This window comes from Bradyrhizobium sp. UFLA05-112 (assembly GCF_053572325.1).
Map to the genome: position 1 here is coordinate 1 of NZ_JBANBK010000137.1, position 14,057 is coordinate 14,057.

A 14,057-nucleotide genomic window follows, 5' to 3' on the forward strand; every position below is an offset into this window, starting at 1 on the left:
GCGACGTCGCTGCTTCATGTCCACACTCCATCTCTGCTAAAAGATTAGAGTGTTGCACCGACCGGTTGAGTCCACCGGTCAAAATGCGAAGAACTCAGTGAGAGCAAATCTGGTCCGCTATGCTCCACTGACCGGACCTCAATGAGGCGTGCCGCCACTTCGCTGATGGGCCCCTTCTGAGACTTGCCGACGGACACCAAGAATGTCCGCCCATCGGGTAAGACCGGAAGCGATTGGCCACCCGCTTTACGAACTCCCGTAGGCATAGTCTCGGCCATCCACGTGGCGTGTGGAGGTTCGGCTACTTTGTGTCCGATGCGATTTCGCGAGCCGACTCGATCGGCACCCCATAGAAGTCAGCTCCGGCCGATCTGAATTTCTTCGCAAGCTCACCCGCCTGACCGAAAGCCTTTACTGTATCGTCGGCGGACAGTGCCACCGTCGTGGTTATGTCGGACAAGCTTCCGCCAGCTGCCGCCGCAAGCACGGCCGACACCAGCGTACGTTCGTCGGGTGCTTCGGCTACTATCAGCCAGTCATACCGACCCAAGGTGAGGTACCAACTGATTAGACGACCGCCGGCGGCGGCGAGCATCTCAGCAATCGCCTCAGAACGGTTCTCCGGCTTCGCGGTCATTGCGCGGATCGCCGCCGGTGTGTACCGCCCCTGCGAAATGTAGATTGTCATATTGTTCTCCTGTGTGCTCCCATCGTCGCTCATTTTAGATTCACGCGGAAGCTGGGGTGAGGGAACCAAATCACGCGAAGGAACTTGGGGTTTTGCAACCGAGATCGTGTTTAGCTTGCATCGTAGTGCAGCATCGGAAAGCCTGTCCCTAAGTGAGATCCAGCGCCGACGGCAGCCGTGAAGTCTGTACTGCGGTGCACCGGCGTTGTCTGCACGATCTGGCTTTGAACGATTGACCTTGCCATCCAGAAAATGCGGTCACACGGACGACGCGCAAGTTGATACCCATCGGATCAGATACAACCGATTGGGAGCAAAAATGAGTGCCCTCAAAGTGATCCGGGCAGGCCGCCTAAGCCCGACCGACACGGAGGTAACGGTGCCATGGACGAGATCGAAGCAAGGACCATCCGCAAGATAATGTGGCGTCTGCTGCCCTTCCTCTTCGTCTGCTACTTCGTCGCGTACCTCGACCGGGTGAACGTCGGTTTCGCCAAACTACAAATGAACTCGGCGCTTGGCCTGTCGGAGGCTGCATACGGCTTCGGTGCGGGCCTGTTCTTCATCTCCTATTTCCTGTTTGAAGTACCATCCAACCTTGCGCTCGACAGGTTCGGCGCTCGGCTCTGGATCGCCCGCATCATGTTAAGCTGGGGTGTCATCTCTGGTTTGTTCGCCTTCATCCCCTCGATCTCGGCGGCTACCGGGATCTCGACCGAGTGGGTTTTCTACATCCTCCGTTTCCTGCTCGGTCTCGCCGAAGCGGGCTTCTTTCCCGGGATCATTTTCTACCTGACACTGTGGTTCCCCTCGGTCTACCGCGCCCGGGTTGTCTCCTTGTTCATGCTGGCAATACCGTTCTCGTCGATTGTGGGCGGCCCGATTTCCGGGGCTCTGCTGAACATCGTCGGCGCTGGACTGGATGGCTGGCAATGGCTCTTCATCCTCGAAGCCTTGCCGTCGATCCTGATGGGCTTCGGGGTCATCTTCTACCTGACTGACCGGCCGGGGCTTGCGACGTGGCTCGCCAACGACGAGAGGGGCTGGCTCGAACAACGGCTAGAATCCGAAAGGCAGCACAAGGTGGCTGTCGAGCACCTAGGCATCGTCAAGGCGCTCACCGACCTCCGTGTCCTTGCTTGCGCGTTCGTCTATTTTTGTCTGAACGCGGCGAGCTATGGTGTGGCGTTTTTCTTGCCGACGATTATCAAGGACTTCGGCGTGAGTAACTTCCAGACCGGCCTGCTGTCCGCTGTGCCGTTCTTGTTTGGCGCCGTCGGAATGGTCCTCCTGGGCCGCAACTCCGACCGCACCTTGAAGCGTCGGGAGCACGTTTGCTTTGCCATGCTTCTCGCCTCAGTCGGTCTGGCCGGCGCGGGTCTCGTCTCCGCCCCGGCGCTGGTGCTTGGCTTCCTCTGCCTGAGCCAGATCGGCGTTTCCGCGACGCCCCCTCTGCTGTGGCCGATACCCAGCGCGTTCCTGACGGGAGCTTCGGCTGCGGCGGGGATCGCGGGGATCAATGCGCTCGGCAATCTGTCCGGGTTCGCCGGACCTTTCCTGATGGGTTACCTCAAAGATGCGACTGGCAGCTTCACCGCCGGGCTGCTGGTCTTGGGCGGTTGCGCCTTGGTCGGTGGCCTCGTCGCCTTGACGCTTAAAGTTAGTCCACGACTAGAGATGGCCGGCTCTGCGCCAGGCGGGCCCGCGCCGGCGGCGGCCCGCTGAGAGGACCAGGCGATGAGAGTCGATGGGTTTGGGATTGTGGACCGATTCCAGCTGAAACCGTTGCCGGTCGCTAAGGTATCTGCGTGAGCGAGCGCTCCACGCCGCCGGAAACGAGATAGCCGCTGTGGCAACGCGCAGCCATCCCATCGGACCTTCATGGAGGGCGCTACTTACTTTCCATTGCTTGGACCAGCGGCCTCAAGCGCGCGGTGGATGACCTTCGCTTTGAGTCCTTGTTCCTGACCCTTCGCGTCACTTCGCGGCGTTGCGGAGTTTGGTCGCTATCTGGGCAAAGCGGAAATGTAGGTGGGACGCACGACTTGTGATTATAATTTTCGGCAAACGTTCTGGCAGATATTCGTTACTGCGATAGCCCGTAACCCAGCTCCGCACACTCGACTTCTGCGGGCCGCTGCGATTCGCTCGCGCTGCTTGCTGACCAAATCTTCCGCGACCCATTCGTCAGGCCACGCGGAACACGTCTGGCTCAATCTCTGAAATTGGCGCTCGCAGGCCTGTGCAGTCGCTCCAAATGAAAGTTTTATGACGCATTGCGCACGCTTTTGAGCGCATGGCGCTGATGATCTGTATCCCAATTCCCACACTGCGACCGAAACGCGTCTGTTTGTTGCTTATCGGACAGACAGGCAACTCTCTTTTGTTTCAACGTTTGCTTGCCGGATACAATCATTAGCTGGAGAGATGAAAGTGGATCGTTCCCTGATAACTGACATGCCGCGCGACAAATATGTCGGGCGCTGCAAGCAGCGAGCCTTCGATTATCTCAACCGAGACGATCTTAAAAATGCGGTCGGCTCGTTTGTAACCGATATGAGCGCACGTCCCGATTGCGAATTGCCACACCACTTAGCTGCCCTCGGCGTTTTGCTGCTGATGGGGAACGATGTACTTGGCTGGAGGAAGCTGATCGAAGGAATTAGGTGATGGTCACTCGTAAGGAGTGAACAGCGGCTCGATATTGTCCTGATAGAGCCGCGAAGCTGCGACCGAGCACCGCGGGCGGCAGGAACAAACTCATATTGCCATGCAATGGAAAAATTCACGCTAGTAGTCGATAGCCTCGCGCTCGCCGCCTTCGTGTCGGTCCTCATCTTTGCAAAGCAAACACGCGGACGAAGGTAACGAGCGGCGGACAGCCATCATGGTCGGCGTGCCGCCGCCTCGGATAACCCAGCCGGTGACGTTGCCGCCGATCACAAGCGTCCGAATGCTGCCGGTCGGATGTCGGCAACCGACGGGAAAATGTCGACGGGATCTGATCTCGAAAATCGCAGGAGTATAGGACGGGCTATGACACCAACGTGTCGACCATGACTTTGGCCTTCTTCAGATCATCGGTGTCGAAGCCTTCGATGAACCAGTTATAGACCGGAGCGAGCAGATCGCGAGCCTCGTCGCGTTTACCCTGGTCGCGCCAAAGCTGCGCCATGCTCGTCGCAGCGCTCAGCTCCCAAGACCTCGCCTGCTGTCGACGTGCAATTTCGCAAAGTCGGCACTGCGCTTCCCCGGCCTCGACGAGATCGCCAACAACCACCAACCCCCGTCGCGATACCAAGGCGGGTCTGTAATGGGACGGACGATTTAAGCGCGCCAAGTGCAGTAATCATTTCCAGAGCGGCGCGCACGGCCCGATCGGCGTCGTCCTCGTGCGCCTCAGGGATAACCGAAATAAATGAGCACGCCATCGCCCAAATATTTCGCGACGAAGCCGCCAAAGCGGCGCTCGGTATCGGCAACGCACGTCTGGTACGCCGAAATGATCTCACGCAGGTCTTCCGGGTCCATTCGTACGGAGAGCGACGTCGAACCGACAAGATCCGAGAACATCACCGTAATCTGGCGGCGCTCCCCGGCGTCATTATTGACTTTGCGAGTATCGGAAGGAGCGTCGCTGAGGGGCAACGGTGCGTCCGGTTCAGCTCGTAAGGCACGCGATGGCATCGAGTAGCTTACGGCGATGCCCGACAAGTCCGACACCAAGATCCTTCAAGTCCTCCGCCGTTAAGCTTGGGAGGACTGTGTCGTTGATCACATTCTCGCGGAACGCTGCCTCATATTGTTCGAGACCGAGCCTCCGCAGCCAACCCCCGAGGTCCATGGCGGCGCCCCAGTTTGTCTAGCCGCAACGATCCCCAGGCACGACAGCCTGTCCAGAGTATCGTTTTCGAATGGCCGGTTTGGTCACAAGCGGTAAGGTTCAGATCAGTAGACGCTGTGCCTCAAAGTGGACGCAAGGCATTTACGCCAGACGCCCGCCAGATGGGCGGACAGCGAAATTTTCCAGAACTCGGAACAGTAGGGGCCGCCGCCAGGTTCTACGCGTCGGGGGCTAGGAATTGTGGAGCTTTCCTCGATGGCTACCCAGATCGTTATGGACCACACAGGCGACAGCAGACATTTTTTTGACCAAACTGACACCAAGGGGGTGGCCGGGGCTGAGCGACGCTTTCGCAAGCTGACCGGCCAAGGATTTACAGCTGCCACGCGAACGGCGACAGGCGATCTCAACATCGTTCGGACGTTTGATCCGGCCGTTGACGAGACATTGTTCTATCCGCGCCTTGTCGGTGGCTAGCCTGTTCGCTGCAGGGTAGATGTTTTGGTTCAGACGCAATCGCCTTGGCAGTCGCGCGCGGTGGCGCGCGCTTCGTGGGCTCTATTGGAGCTTCATCGAGCAAAATCCTCCTGAAGCCCGTGCGCTTCGCCTTTTGCGAGAATGGTTATCGCCTAAGCAGCGGGCGCAATTCGATACCCAAGGTCACTTCGATGTCACAGGCTGTCACACGGGGCGACGATATCGAATTTGCCAGGGCACGATGAGGAATGTTTTGGAGATCGATGAACAAGGGCAGGCGAAGAAGGGTTGGTGCTTCGTTCCCGCGCGTGCTCTAGCAGTTGGTGATGTGATGCTCGCGCAGAAGATCGCGCTCGAAACCGACGAAATGGCGGTCCTGTCGCGCGCTAACGAGTTTCCGCCGAAACAGCCTTGACCGCCCCAGGGGGCAATGCGCCCATTGAGGCGCCTTTAGCGCGCGAGACGTTTGATGGTCTTCGCGGCGCGGGTCGGCCCATGCCATCCCAAAAACGTCAGTTCCTTGTTTTCGAGCGCATCGGTCGCAAGAAAGAACTGCTCCAGTTCGTCATGGGCGCGAGAGGGGAGGTGTCTGATATCTTTCAGATCAGCTTCGAGGGGCGACCGGTCGGGTACAGCGAAGATGCGATCGTTTCGCTCCTTCGCGCCTTTACTCTTTTGCTCGACCTCCAAAATGCCAATCGGCCGGCAGCGCAATACGACGCCAGGATAGGTACGCGAATCATGGATGATCAAAACGTCGAGTGGATCACCGTCTTCGGCCTTGGTCGACGGAATGAAGCCCCAGTCATAAGGGTAAGTGAGGCCGGCCATCAAAGGCTTCGCCAAGCTGAAAGCGCCAAGCTTCGGATCGTAATCGAGCTTGCACGAACTCCCACGCGGCGTTTCGACTACTGCGTAGATGTTCTCCTTATCCGCCCAGCTTGGTAATTTTGTGAGGTGGGTCATGTGCGATGTTGGAAATGTTTGTTGCAAAGAAGACGACGAAGTCGATGGTCCAGCTCGATGGTCACCGAGCTCCTCCATGTTGATGACGGATCAGGTCGCGCTTGAGGCCTTTCTGTTGACGCCTTTGCGCTGCGCGACCGTGTTGAGCTTGATGTTCGCGGCCTTCTCTTCGTTGAGGTTTGTCGTCAAAAAGCGCACGATGTCCTCGTGCCCAAGTTCCTCGGCCCAGGCGATGAGCGTGTTGTACCGACACATCTCGTAATGCTCGACAGCTTGCGCATTCGAAACGATAGCAGCATCGAGAACCGATTTGTCTTCGATTTCGGCCGCCGTTCCATCCGCTTCCTTGATGATGCCGTCGATCGCCGGGCATTGCGCCCCACTGGGCTGCATGCCATATTTCTCGAAGACCTTTTGCAGCCGCTGAAGTCTCTTCGAGGTGGTTCTTGAGACCAGCCGACAAGTCGCGGTTGGTCGACTTCTCGATCATCTTGGGCAGCGATTTCACGATCTGCTGCTCGGCATAGTAGATGTCCTGGAGGCCGTGGATCAGCAGGTCTTCCATTGACTTTATGTCTTTGGTGAATATTCCCATATTTGACTTCTCCTTTTGCAATGATCGCAACCGGCTGCCGTTCCTGTTCTCTCTAGCGGGTTCGGAGAATCGAATTAGACCGCAAGAGGATTGAGTCAGCTTGCTAACAGGTGCGCGATGGACGCGGGGGACGATGCCGTAGTCGTTGCGGCATCGCCCCTGTCGTAGGTTGATCTCGGCCAGGTCGCCGGCGAGGGTCAGAATCCGGAATAGTACTCGTTCACCGCTCTCGCCCGTCCCGGGTCCTCCCAATTCCAGTCGTTGTCATTGCCGTATTTCGGTGCTCCCTGCAGCCGTTCTGCGGTGAGATTGGATCGATATCCGCCAAGGTTCGTGTCGTACTTCAAGGATTGCCAAGGCAGCGGGTAGTGATCGTCGCCGATTCCCAGGAAGCCACCGAAACCGAGAACGGCATACGATACCTTACCGCTGACCTTGTCGATCATCACACGCTCGATCGAGCCGATCTTCTGGTTATCGGCGCCGTACACTGCGGTGCCCTCGACCTTGTCGCTGCCGATCAGCGTTCCTGTTTCACGCCTTTCCGTTTCCATCGCAATCCTCCTCATTTAGAAACATCGATGCGGTGTAACGGAGCGCGCCTGATGCTCGTTCCTTTCGATCTTCTGCGCGAAGACGAGGAACTGACGGTGGGTGTGGCGATTGAATCGTCAGATCGACGTTCGGAGTTTGTCATTAGGTCCATACTCGCCGTTGCCTGTCGCCTTTGCTTTCATCTCCTCTGGAGCCGCCGAGGCAAAAGGATGCATCAAGGGAGCCATCGTCGGCGGCGGGCCACGTGGCGGGCCACGGTAAGCGTGGCGCAGCGGCCGGTTGCGTGATCGGCCATCACGAGGCGAACAAGTCGGATCCGAACAAGGCCAATGCTCAAGCGCGGTCCGGTCAAAAGTGAGTATTCACTCCGCGGGCTACGGGCTCGTCTGGACCCGCGGATGTCTTGAAAACGTACCAATGTCCGGTGCCGCACGGTCGATCGAGATGCCATGAAGATCAGGTCGCATTCCGAGAGTCACATAGTCGAACTCGACGATGGCTCGCGCTGGCAGATATTTCCGGGCGATCTCGACGTCACGCTCAACTGGAAGCCGGAAACCGAGCTTGACCTTGTCGTGACGAAGGGCGACGTCGGCTCTCATGCTCTCGTCGGCGCCGGCGGCATTGTCCGGGTCATACGCGCAGGCGAATCTTGGCCCGTACGGGAGGTGAGATCGATCCTTAAGAACGGCTGACGACTGCTCCGACCGCTGGACGCGATAACCGCCGTCTCGGGAGCCGAACGACCTGGACGCCTCTCATCGAAAACTTCGGTCGCGCGAGGCGCTGTTTGCGCCAGGCCCATGCCTCGTCTTCCAACTTCGTTGCCATTCCTGCCTCTTGACGCAACTCCACGACATCGGACGTGCGCATGATTCCTCCATTCTTGAGAGCAGCAACGGTCATGAGGGTGGGATCGACCCTCGTCCCCCCAAATGCAATCTGGCAACACCTGTTCGGTTCCGCGGGCTCGCAGGGAAAAAGTGGCACGTCTCCCGTCAAGCGCAGGGAACGATTGGCACTAATGGTGGTTTTCGCGCCGACCGCATTCAGCGGCGAGGAGAATGACATGAGGAAGTTGCTACTGCTGTCCGCGGCGGCAGCGCTGATTTCGACAGGCGCGTTTGCCCAGTCCACAGTCACGACGACCGGGGCCGGACATACCGCCGTAGTGCAGATCGAGCCGGAGTACCGCACAAAGATTCGGAGCTACGTAACTGAGCACAAGATCCGTCCGGTCGAGACGCGCGAGAAGATCGCCGTCGGATCCCCGGTGCCAAGCGGCGTAGAGCTCGAAGCGGTGCCATCGGAATGGGGGCCGTCGCTCACCAAGTATCGGTACGTCTATTCCGGAGAGCGCGTGATGCTGGTGGATCCGGCCACCCGAACTGTTGTCCAGGAGGTGGACTAAGATCCGTCGCGGCGGGCCGGGGAGGAGGCGACCCGCCGCGAAACCGTCGCGCGCCCCGGCAATCGACGAAAATACGAAACTTAGACAAAACGGCGGCCCATGCCGATCATCAGATACTTCGTTTTCGTCGGCCTTGTCTTGACCGCGCTGCTCTTTGCCGCCGACGGATATCTTCCTGCCTCGGTTGATCATGCCCAGTCCGCGGACTTCGATAAGACGATCATTCGCATTCGGTCGGCGCGGAGACTTCCCGAAAAAATCGTGCTCGATACGAGTAGCCCCGCGATGGTCGCGCCGATGACACCAGCGGCGGAAGTGGCGAACTCATCTTCTTCAGAACCCTTAGCAGCGATGACCGAGGCGACGGCGCCGAAGACTGAAGGCCAGAGGCCGCTTGCGCAGACAGTCGCACGACAAAGGTCTCGTGCGAAGCGGTCCGCGAAGCTGGTGCGCAGGCCGACGGAAAGACGATTGGCTTTCGATCGTCGTGATTTCTCTGGAACGTGGTGATCGGTTGCTCCCGCCGGCCTAACGAGGACGCCGCGGCCTGTGCTGTCCCTAGCCGGAAGTATAAGGGAAAAACCGGAAACTCCCGCCCTTGAGACGAGTTGCCGTGCGACAACGTCACTTTTCGCGGAGCGCAAATGGTCGCCGATGTCCCGTTGCGAGCGGCCGTGGATACGGTCTGGTCCCTGTTTCGGGCGAAGCATCGCGAGGTCGATGCCGCGGACAGGCGACGCTGCCTTCTTGAGCGACATCTGCAAGGGAGATGGGAAGCGCGTGTGAGCGACGCCGAAGAACTGACAGGGTTCGGCCTGGCTTACCTGGAGCGCCTTCCCGAAGACGAATGTTGAGTCTGGTGGAGGGGCTCGTCAAACGAGTCACGTTCGACAGTGCGAGGCCGGGATGGACGTTGCTCGCTATCTCGGAGCTCCTATCCGCAGCGGTCATCCTCGTCTTTCGGGCCGTGCTTCCAGTCTAGGGGAAATCGATGCGCATCGCCCAACTTGCTCCCTTGGCCGAGAGCGTCCCACCTAAGCTCTACGGCGGCACGGAGCGAGTAGTGGCGTGGCTGGTGGATGAACTGATCGAACTGGGGCACGACGTCACGCTGTTTGCGAGCGGCGATTCCCGGACGAAAGGGAAGCTTCAGCCCGTATGGCCGCGCGCGCTGCGCCTCGGGCGGAAGGGCGCCGATCCAAACGCGGCCTTAGCGCTGCAGCTGGAGGCAATCGCCAAGCGCGCGAAAGAATTCGATGTGATTCACGCGCACATCGACTGGCTGCCGCTTCCGCTGCTCAGTCGGCTGGGTGTGCCGTTCCTCATTACCATGCATGGTCGGCTCGACTTGCCGGGGCTTTCCGACGTGATGCGGGAATTTCCTGGCGCGGGCTTCGTGTCGATTTCCGACCATCAACGCCTACCACTTCCGGAGACGAATTGGAGCGGCACGATCCAGCACGGACTGCCCTCGAACCTGTTTCGGCCGTGGCACGCAGAAGGATCATCTGGCGTTTCTCGGACGGCTCACGGCGGAGAAAGGTCCGGAAGATGCGATCCGCATAGCGAGCGCAGCGGGAAAGCCACTGCGCACCGCTGCAAAGATACCGCGTGCCGAGAGCGCTTACTTCAAAAAGAAGCTCGAGCCTCGTATCGATGGCGAGATTATTCAGTTGATCGGCGAGGTCGATGAAGTAAGAAAGCAGCCATTCCTTGCCCAGGCCGCCGCCTTACTATTTCCAATTGATTGGCCCGAACCGTTCGGCCTGGTCATGATCGAGGCGATGGCGTGCGGAACGCCTGTTATCGCCTATCGCTCGGGCTCGGTTCCGGAGGTGATCGACGACGGGGTGACGGGCGTCATCGTCGACAGCGAGAGGCAGGCTGTTGACGCCGTCAAGGAGGTTGCACGACTGGACAGACGGAAGGTGCGCGCCCGCTTCGAAGAACGTTTCACCGCTATCCGGATGGCGCGAGCGTACGAAACTCAATACGGGCAGCTGATCGCGCGCCAATCGGGCCGGTGCGGTTGCCGGGGCCAGCCAAGGGTATAAAATCACTACGATTGTTTGTCCGCTTGACACTTTTCAACGTCGAGCGATTGCCCCAAGATAAGGGTTTTAGTGGGGTTCCCATGTTCGATACTGCCACGACCGCGCTTTTGCGTGCGGTCTTCGACGAGGTTTGCAGCAGCGTTTCCCTGCGTGAGCGGTGCACGCACGCATGTGGCTGCCAAGATTCTGGAAGCCGCTCCCAGGGGGGTTATATCGCCGGATGGCCTCAGACAAGTCGGCCGGCGGGCGATGAAACTCATACGACGTCGGCCAAGATGGGATGAACTGCGATCGGTCCAGATTAGCGCCCACGTGCTCTGCGTTTCCGTCACGGTGTCGGCGTGATATTAGGCTACACCCCATAGGTGGGTGTACCACGCGCGCGCGTAAGTGTTTCGTTTGTCTCAAGCGATGCGTACGGCGGTACGGCGGATAGCGAGCGTGAGGGGATCATGAAACCCCTATTCAAACTGCTGTTCTTCGCTTGCGGCTGGATCGGCCTGGTTCTGAACTTGGTGTTCGTGGTCGTGTCCTTTTCGCATGATGCTCCGATCGAGACCTCGGCAATCGAGACCGCGCTTGAACTTCTCTGGGTCGGCGGCGTCACGTTCTTCGGACTCGGCACTCTAGTCCTCAACGAGGAGAGCGAATAGGCGCTGGTTCGGCTGCTATAGGGCCCGAAATGCACCGCTCTCGGCTCGGGCGATGAACACGAGGCCCGCCTGTTCACGCTGGCGGGCCTTTCTGTTTTGGAGCAACTGCGATCCGAGCAAATTTCTTTAGCGCTGCGTCAATTGCCTTGAGCTGTTGACCGCGAGAAGGTCGTCCCCTCCGTAGCTTAGGCACCGATGGTTTGGACGCTCTGGCAACAAGCCAAAGGTCGCTGCCGCAGCTGACGCATTCGTAGAATCCTAGGTCGTAACCCCTTGCGACAGGAAAAGCGCCCTTGAGCACTCGGGGTTGGCTACAAATCAGGCATACGGCTTCGCTGCTCACAATAAAACATCCGGAAAAGCGATCTGGCTGCAATAAGCACGATGTTAGCCCGTAAGACCGGGCGGGCTACAATCTGAACAACATCCAGACCATCGCAGCTAACCAAGCGGCGAGCCAAACAACCGAAGCCAGGAACAACGGGTCATATCGCCTCAGGAGTCTGAAGCCGCGCCCTAGTGAACCGCGATCCTTTCCTGCGAGTGTGTTGATTATCGCAGCCGCTTTTTGTCGTGCTTGCATAGCGCCGGGCGTTAGCGCATTGCGGCCAAACAAAGCTTGCTATCATGCGCCAAAAAATTGAGATTTTGGGCCAGCGTGGCGCCGAAGCTCAGCGAACGTCTCATAGATTGCGGAACGCTGTTGGCGTCGAGCTAGTCCAGCGGGCGAAGGCATGTGTGAAGGAGCTAACCTCACTATAGCCCAACAGCCAAGCGACCTCGGAAATCGGAAGATCCCGTTCCCGGAGATAGCGTTGGGCAAGCGCACACCGAAACTCCCCAAGCACGCCAGAAAAGGCTGTATCCTCGTCGGACAATGCACGAGAAAGGGTGCGGCGGCTCATACCAAGCCGGCGGGCAATCTCTGACGCATTGGCCTTGCCGTGCGGAAGCAATTGCGCGATCTGATCTTCAACGCGAGATCGGATGCTCGCTTGTCGGGGCGCTCGGTTGCCGAGAGCTTCATCGGCGTATTGAAGCAGCAGCTTGTTGAGATGGAGATCGGCTCCAACCACGGGCAACGCGCCGATCGGTGCGGGAAATAATATCTCGTCGGTATCCGCCTCAAAGCTGATGGCGCATCCCAAATGAGATCGGAAGTCCGGCGGCGTCTTCGGCCTAACATGTCTTAGCTTAATCTGCTTTGGAGCAAGCCTGCTGTTGGTCAGGGTCCGGCAAATGCGAACCAAGGTACCAAGCCAGAATTCTATATGGTGATGATCGGAGAGCCGATCGATATTCCGATATTCGAAACCGATGGAAAACGTACGCTCTAAAGAAACCCGCAGTCGCACCCCTTCGTTGTTGATCGCGCAATAGCGCTCCGCGTTTCCTAACGCATCGGCGAGGCGATCTGACGAGGCCATGACGTAGTAAACCAAGCCGATTTCACCCAGTTCGAAATCTTGAGCCAAATGGAAACCGAGCCAATCGTCTTGTAATTCTTTGGCGGCGAGTTCGAGCACCTTAACTTGGGCGCTTGCGTGAAGGCGACGCTTGCGGTCCTCAAGGTCCACGGTTGTTAAACCTGACCCCAACATGATCGGAGCTAGATCTCTTCCCGCCGTCCGCAATCGGGCGCAAACGAGCCGCGCTATTCCTCCAGTGGAGCTTGGTATCGATGAGAGGTCGTTAGCAAAACCAACCTTACGCATGTACAGTTCTCATTTTGCGAGCGCTGCGCCGGCCAGAAACCGCTGAAATAATCCCAAGACATGTCTGCCGACCGTTGTACTAACGTCGAACGCTGCCGGACCGAAACTTTGACATAGATCAAGTTGGGATGTCCCCTCCTGAGGGCCCGATGCATCGGGGGAAGGCATCACTCTTCGCCGCTAGAGTACTGCATCGCTGCCGCAGAACGTCATCACGATGGCACTAGTGGCGGGGTGGAGGCTTTCCGGATATGTCTCGACGGAAATTCCCGCCGGTGCCGTTCCCATTGCCCTAATCGCCCGATCGGTCGCTCGTGCCGGCGAGCGCCGCCGCCGTTTTGATCAGTCGATGCAACTGACCTTCGACAGCGCGGCGTCGGTCGGCGTGCCCGGAGTGTCGATCCCATCCGTCCATTCCGAGCGCGGGTCCACAATAGTAGTCCGCTGCTGCGAAGCGGGTCATCGTTACGGCTTGGCGCATCCCCACAACAGACTGGCCTCAATTCACAAGAAGTGATCGCCGCATCTGTTTAGACGGGCTGTTTTTCCCAGACGAAGGCGTCAGAGGTTTGAATGAACGTGACCCACGAGATTGGAGTGCAGCGCCTTCAGGCCGCCGGAGCTGATCAAGTAGCCGATCAAGTCGCCGCCTTCCGTAACGTGGCTGGAGGGCTCGGTGGATGGGACGGTTGGATCCGAGGTCGCTTTAGCAGACCGATTATTGGAATTGTCTGGCCCGAAGAGCAATCCGGTCAAGCGGAGGTGCAGCCTTCGGCGAGAGCCACCGCCGGAAAAGATCGCCGTTGATGGTAAATAGCAAGCAAAGTTTGGGCACTGCCCAGGGCTCACCTTGGCCGCTCGACAGCGACCTTCTGAGAAACTCCAGATGTGCAAGATTTGCTGAGAGCATTTCGTTTCTCAAATTGCGGGCATGGTGGACTGCAAAGAATAGGCCCCAGCTTCGGGGGATAAGCTGGGGTGTCGCGCGCCATGGAAAACTGCCCCCTCGGCGTCACGAGGAATTGCCCCCTCCTTGGATAGCCGAGGAGAGAGCGAATGAACGAGGAACGAATCACGGAAGGCTCGTCGTGGAGTGATC

The 14,057-nt window shown here is 58.5% G+C and carries 16 protein-coding genes and 3 pseudogenes; 11 read left to right on the forward strand and 8 right to left on the reverse strand.

Annotation, left to right across the window (positions count from 1 at the left end; all coding sequences use genetic code 11):
* Positions 1-301 precede the first annotated feature (301 nt).
* The gene (locus tag SO180_RS40135; protein WP_449384313.1) at positions 302-688 is read right to left on the reverse strand and encodes a GYD domain-containing protein; all 387 of its coding nucleotides are present in this window, start codon (positions 686-688) and stop codon (positions 302-304) included.
* A gap of 384 nt (positions 689-1,072) precedes the next feature.
* Here SO180_RS40135 and SO180_RS40140 point away from each other — a divergent pair, with 384 nt between their 5' ends.
* Positions 1,073-2,413 (forward strand): MFS transporter, encoded by a 1,341-nt coding sequence (locus tag SO180_RS40140; protein ID WP_449384314.1) that lies wholly within the window; start codon positions 1,073-1,075, stop codon positions 2,411-2,413.
* Positions 2,414-3,121: 708 nt separating this feature from the next.
* Positions 3,122-3,358, forward strand: coding sequence for a hypothetical protein (locus SO180_RS40145; protein WP_449384315.1), 237 nt, complete (start codon positions 3,122-3,124; stop codon positions 3,356-3,358).
* A gap of 364 nt (positions 3,359-3,722) precedes the next feature.
* Here the strand turns inward: SO180_RS40145 and SO180_RS40150 are convergent, their stop codons facing one another.
* The 3 genes from SO180_RS40150 to SO180_RS40160 form a co-directional block, all read right to left on the reverse strand.
* Complete coding sequence (locus tag SO180_RS40150; RefSeq protein ID WP_449384316.1) at positions 3,723-3,971, reverse strand: hypothetical protein; 249 nt, start codon at positions 3,969-3,971, stop codon at positions 3,723-3,725.
* 116 nt (positions 3,972-4,087) lie between these two features.
* Complete coding sequence (locus SO180_RS40155; protein ID WP_449384328.1) at positions 4,088-4,402, reverse strand: adenylate/guanylate cyclase domain-containing protein; 315 nt, start codon at positions 4,400-4,402, stop codon at positions 4,088-4,090.
* Positions 4,350-4,532, reverse strand: coding sequence for an SAM domain-containing protein (locus tag SO180_RS40160; protein ID WP_449384317.1), 183 nt, complete (start codon positions 4,530-4,532; stop codon positions 4,350-4,352). Before SO180_RS40160 ends, SO180_RS40155 begins: the two co-directional genes overlap by 53 nt.
* A 255-nt stretch (positions 4,533-4,787) precedes the next feature.
* Here SO180_RS40160 and SO180_RS40165 point away from each other — a divergent pair, with 255 nt between their 5' ends.
* Positions 4,788-5,009 carry a hypothetical protein gene (locus SO180_RS40165; protein ID WP_449384318.1) on the forward strand — a complete coding sequence of 74 codons (222 nt, stop codon included), beginning with the start codon at positions 4,788-4,790 and terminating at the stop codon, positions 5,007-5,009.
* A gap of 19 nt (positions 5,010-5,028) precedes the next feature.
* A complete protein-coding gene (locus tag SO180_RS40170) occupies positions 5,029-5,424 on the forward strand; it encodes a hypothetical protein (RefSeq protein WP_449384319.1) in 396 nt (131 codons plus the stop codon).
* A 35-nt stretch (positions 5,425-5,459) separates the two neighbouring features.
* Here SO180_RS40170 and SO180_RS40175 read toward each other — a convergent pair whose 3' ends face one another.
* From SO180_RS40175 to SO180_RS40185, 3 genes and pseudogenes are all read right to left on the reverse strand, one after another.
* A complete protein-coding gene (locus tag SO180_RS40175; RefSeq protein WP_449384320.1) occupies positions 5,460-5,975 on the reverse strand; it encodes an inorganic diphosphatase in 516 nt (171 codons plus the stop codon).
* Positions 5,976-6,065: 90 nt separating this feature from the next.
* A pseudogene (locus SO180_RS40180) lies at positions 6,066-6,483 on the reverse strand (YciE/YciF ferroxidase family protein).
* Positions 6,484-6,767: 284 nt separating this feature from the next.
* Entirely contained in the window at positions 6,768-7,124 is a 357-nt protein-coding gene (locus SO180_RS40185) for a PRC-barrel domain-containing protein (RefSeq protein ID WP_449384321.1), read from the reverse strand.
* Between the two features lie 160 nt (positions 7,125-7,284).
* On the opposite strand from SO180_RS40185, the pseudogene SO180_RS40190 reads away from it, so the two are divergent.
* The 7 genes and pseudogenes from SO180_RS40190 to SO180_RS40220 all read left to right on the forward strand — a co-directional run bounded on the left by SO180_RS40190 (position 7,285) and on the right by SO180_RS40220 (position 11,243).
* Positions 7,285-7,483, forward strand: a pseudogene (locus SO180_RS40190) (hypothetical protein).
* A gap of 91 nt (positions 7,484-7,574) precedes the next feature.
* Positions 7,575-7,820, forward strand: coding sequence for a hypothetical protein (locus SO180_RS40195; protein ID WP_449384322.1), 246 nt, complete (start codon positions 7,575-7,577; stop codon positions 7,818-7,820).
* Between the two features lie 374 nt (positions 7,821-8,194).
* The gene (locus SO180_RS40200; protein WP_449384323.1) at positions 8,195-8,536 is read left to right on the forward strand and encodes a DUF1236 domain-containing protein; all 342 of its coding nucleotides are present in this window, start codon (positions 8,195-8,197) and stop codon (positions 8,534-8,536) included.
* A 99-nt stretch (positions 8,537-8,635) separates the two neighbouring features.
* A complete protein-coding gene (locus SO180_RS40205) occupies positions 8,636-9,046 on the forward strand; it encodes a hypothetical protein (RefSeq protein ID WP_449384324.1) in 411 nt (136 codons plus the stop codon).
* 134 nt (positions 9,047-9,180) lie between these two features.
* Positions 9,181-9,390, forward strand: a complete 210-nt coding sequence (locus tag SO180_RS40210; protein WP_449384325.1) for a hypothetical protein — start codon at positions 9,181-9,183, stop codon at positions 9,388-9,390.
* Positions 9,391-9,527: 137 nt separating this feature from the next.
* Positions 9,528-10,590, forward strand: a pseudogene (locus tag SO180_RS40215) (glycosyltransferase family 4 protein).
* Positions 10,591-11,042: 452 nt separating this feature from the next.
* The gene (locus tag SO180_RS40220; RefSeq protein ID WP_449384326.1) at positions 11,043-11,243 is read left to right on the forward strand and encodes a hypothetical protein; all 201 of its coding nucleotides are present in this window, start codon (positions 11,043-11,045) and stop codon (positions 11,241-11,243) included.
* A 683-nt stretch (positions 11,244-11,926) separates the two neighbouring features.
* On the opposite strand, the gene SO180_RS40225 is transcribed toward SO180_RS40220, so the two are convergent.
* Positions 11,927-12,958 carry an AraC family transcriptional regulator gene (locus tag SO180_RS40225; RefSeq protein WP_449384327.1) on the reverse strand — a complete coding sequence of 344 codons (1,032 nt, stop codon included), beginning with the start codon at positions 12,956-12,958 and terminating at the stop codon, positions 11,927-11,929.
* Between the last annotated feature and the right edge of the window lie 1,099 nt (positions 12,959-14,057).

What these genes read in the sequence shown, in the direction of transcription:
- SO180_RS40220 (WP_449384326.1), top strand. Translation starts at nt 11,043, where the DNA reads ATGAAACCCCTATTCAAACTGCTGTTCTTCGCTTGCGGCTGGATCGGC.
- SO180_RS40185 (WP_449384321.1), bottom strand. Translation starts at nt 7,124, where the DNA reads ATGGAAACGGAAAGGCGTGAAACAGGAACGCTGATCGGCAGCGACAAG.
- SO180_RS40195 (WP_449384322.1), top strand. Translation starts at nt 7,575, where the DNA reads ATGAAGATCAGGTCGCATTCCGAGAGTCACATAGTCGAACTCGACGAT.
- SO180_RS40160 (WP_449384317.1), bottom strand. Translation starts at nt 4,532, where the DNA reads ATGGACCTCGGGGGTTGGCTGCGGAGGCTCGGTCTCGAACAATATGAG.
- SO180_RS40170 (WP_449384319.1), top strand. Translation starts at nt 5,029, where the DNA reads ATGTTTTGGTTCAGACGCAATCGCCTTGGCAGTCGCGCGCGGTGGCGC.
- SO180_RS40175 (WP_449384320.1), bottom strand. Translation starts at nt 5,975, where the DNA reads ATGACCCACCTCACAAAATTACCAAGCTGGGCGGATAAGGAGAACATC.
- SO180_RS40165 (WP_449384318.1), top strand. Translation starts at nt 4,788, where the DNA reads ATGGCTACCCAGATCGTTATGGACCACACAGGCGACAGCAGACATTTT.
- SO180_RS40140 (WP_449384314.1), top strand. Translation starts at nt 1,073, where the DNA reads ATGGACGAGATCGAAGCAAGGACCATCCGCAAGATAATGTGGCGTCTG.
- SO180_RS40210 (WP_449384325.1), top strand. Translation starts at nt 9,181, where the DNA reads ATGGTCGCCGATGTCCCGTTGCGAGCGGCCGTGGATACGGTCTGGTCC.
- SO180_RS40225 (WP_449384327.1), bottom strand. Translation starts at nt 12,958, where the DNA reads ATGCGTAAGGTTGGTTTTGCTAACGACCTCTCATCGATACCAAGCTCC.
- SO180_RS40205 (WP_449384324.1), top strand. Translation starts at nt 8,636, where the DNA reads ATGCCGATCATCAGATACTTCGTTTTCGTCGGCCTTGTCTTGACCGCG.
- SO180_RS40200 (WP_449384323.1), top strand. Translation starts at nt 8,195, where the DNA reads ATGAGGAAGTTGCTACTGCTGTCCGCGGCGGCAGCGCTGATTTCGACA.
- SO180_RS40135 (WP_449384313.1), bottom strand. Translation starts at nt 688, where the DNA reads ATGACAATCTACATTTCGCAGGGGCGGTACACACCGGCGGCGATCCGC.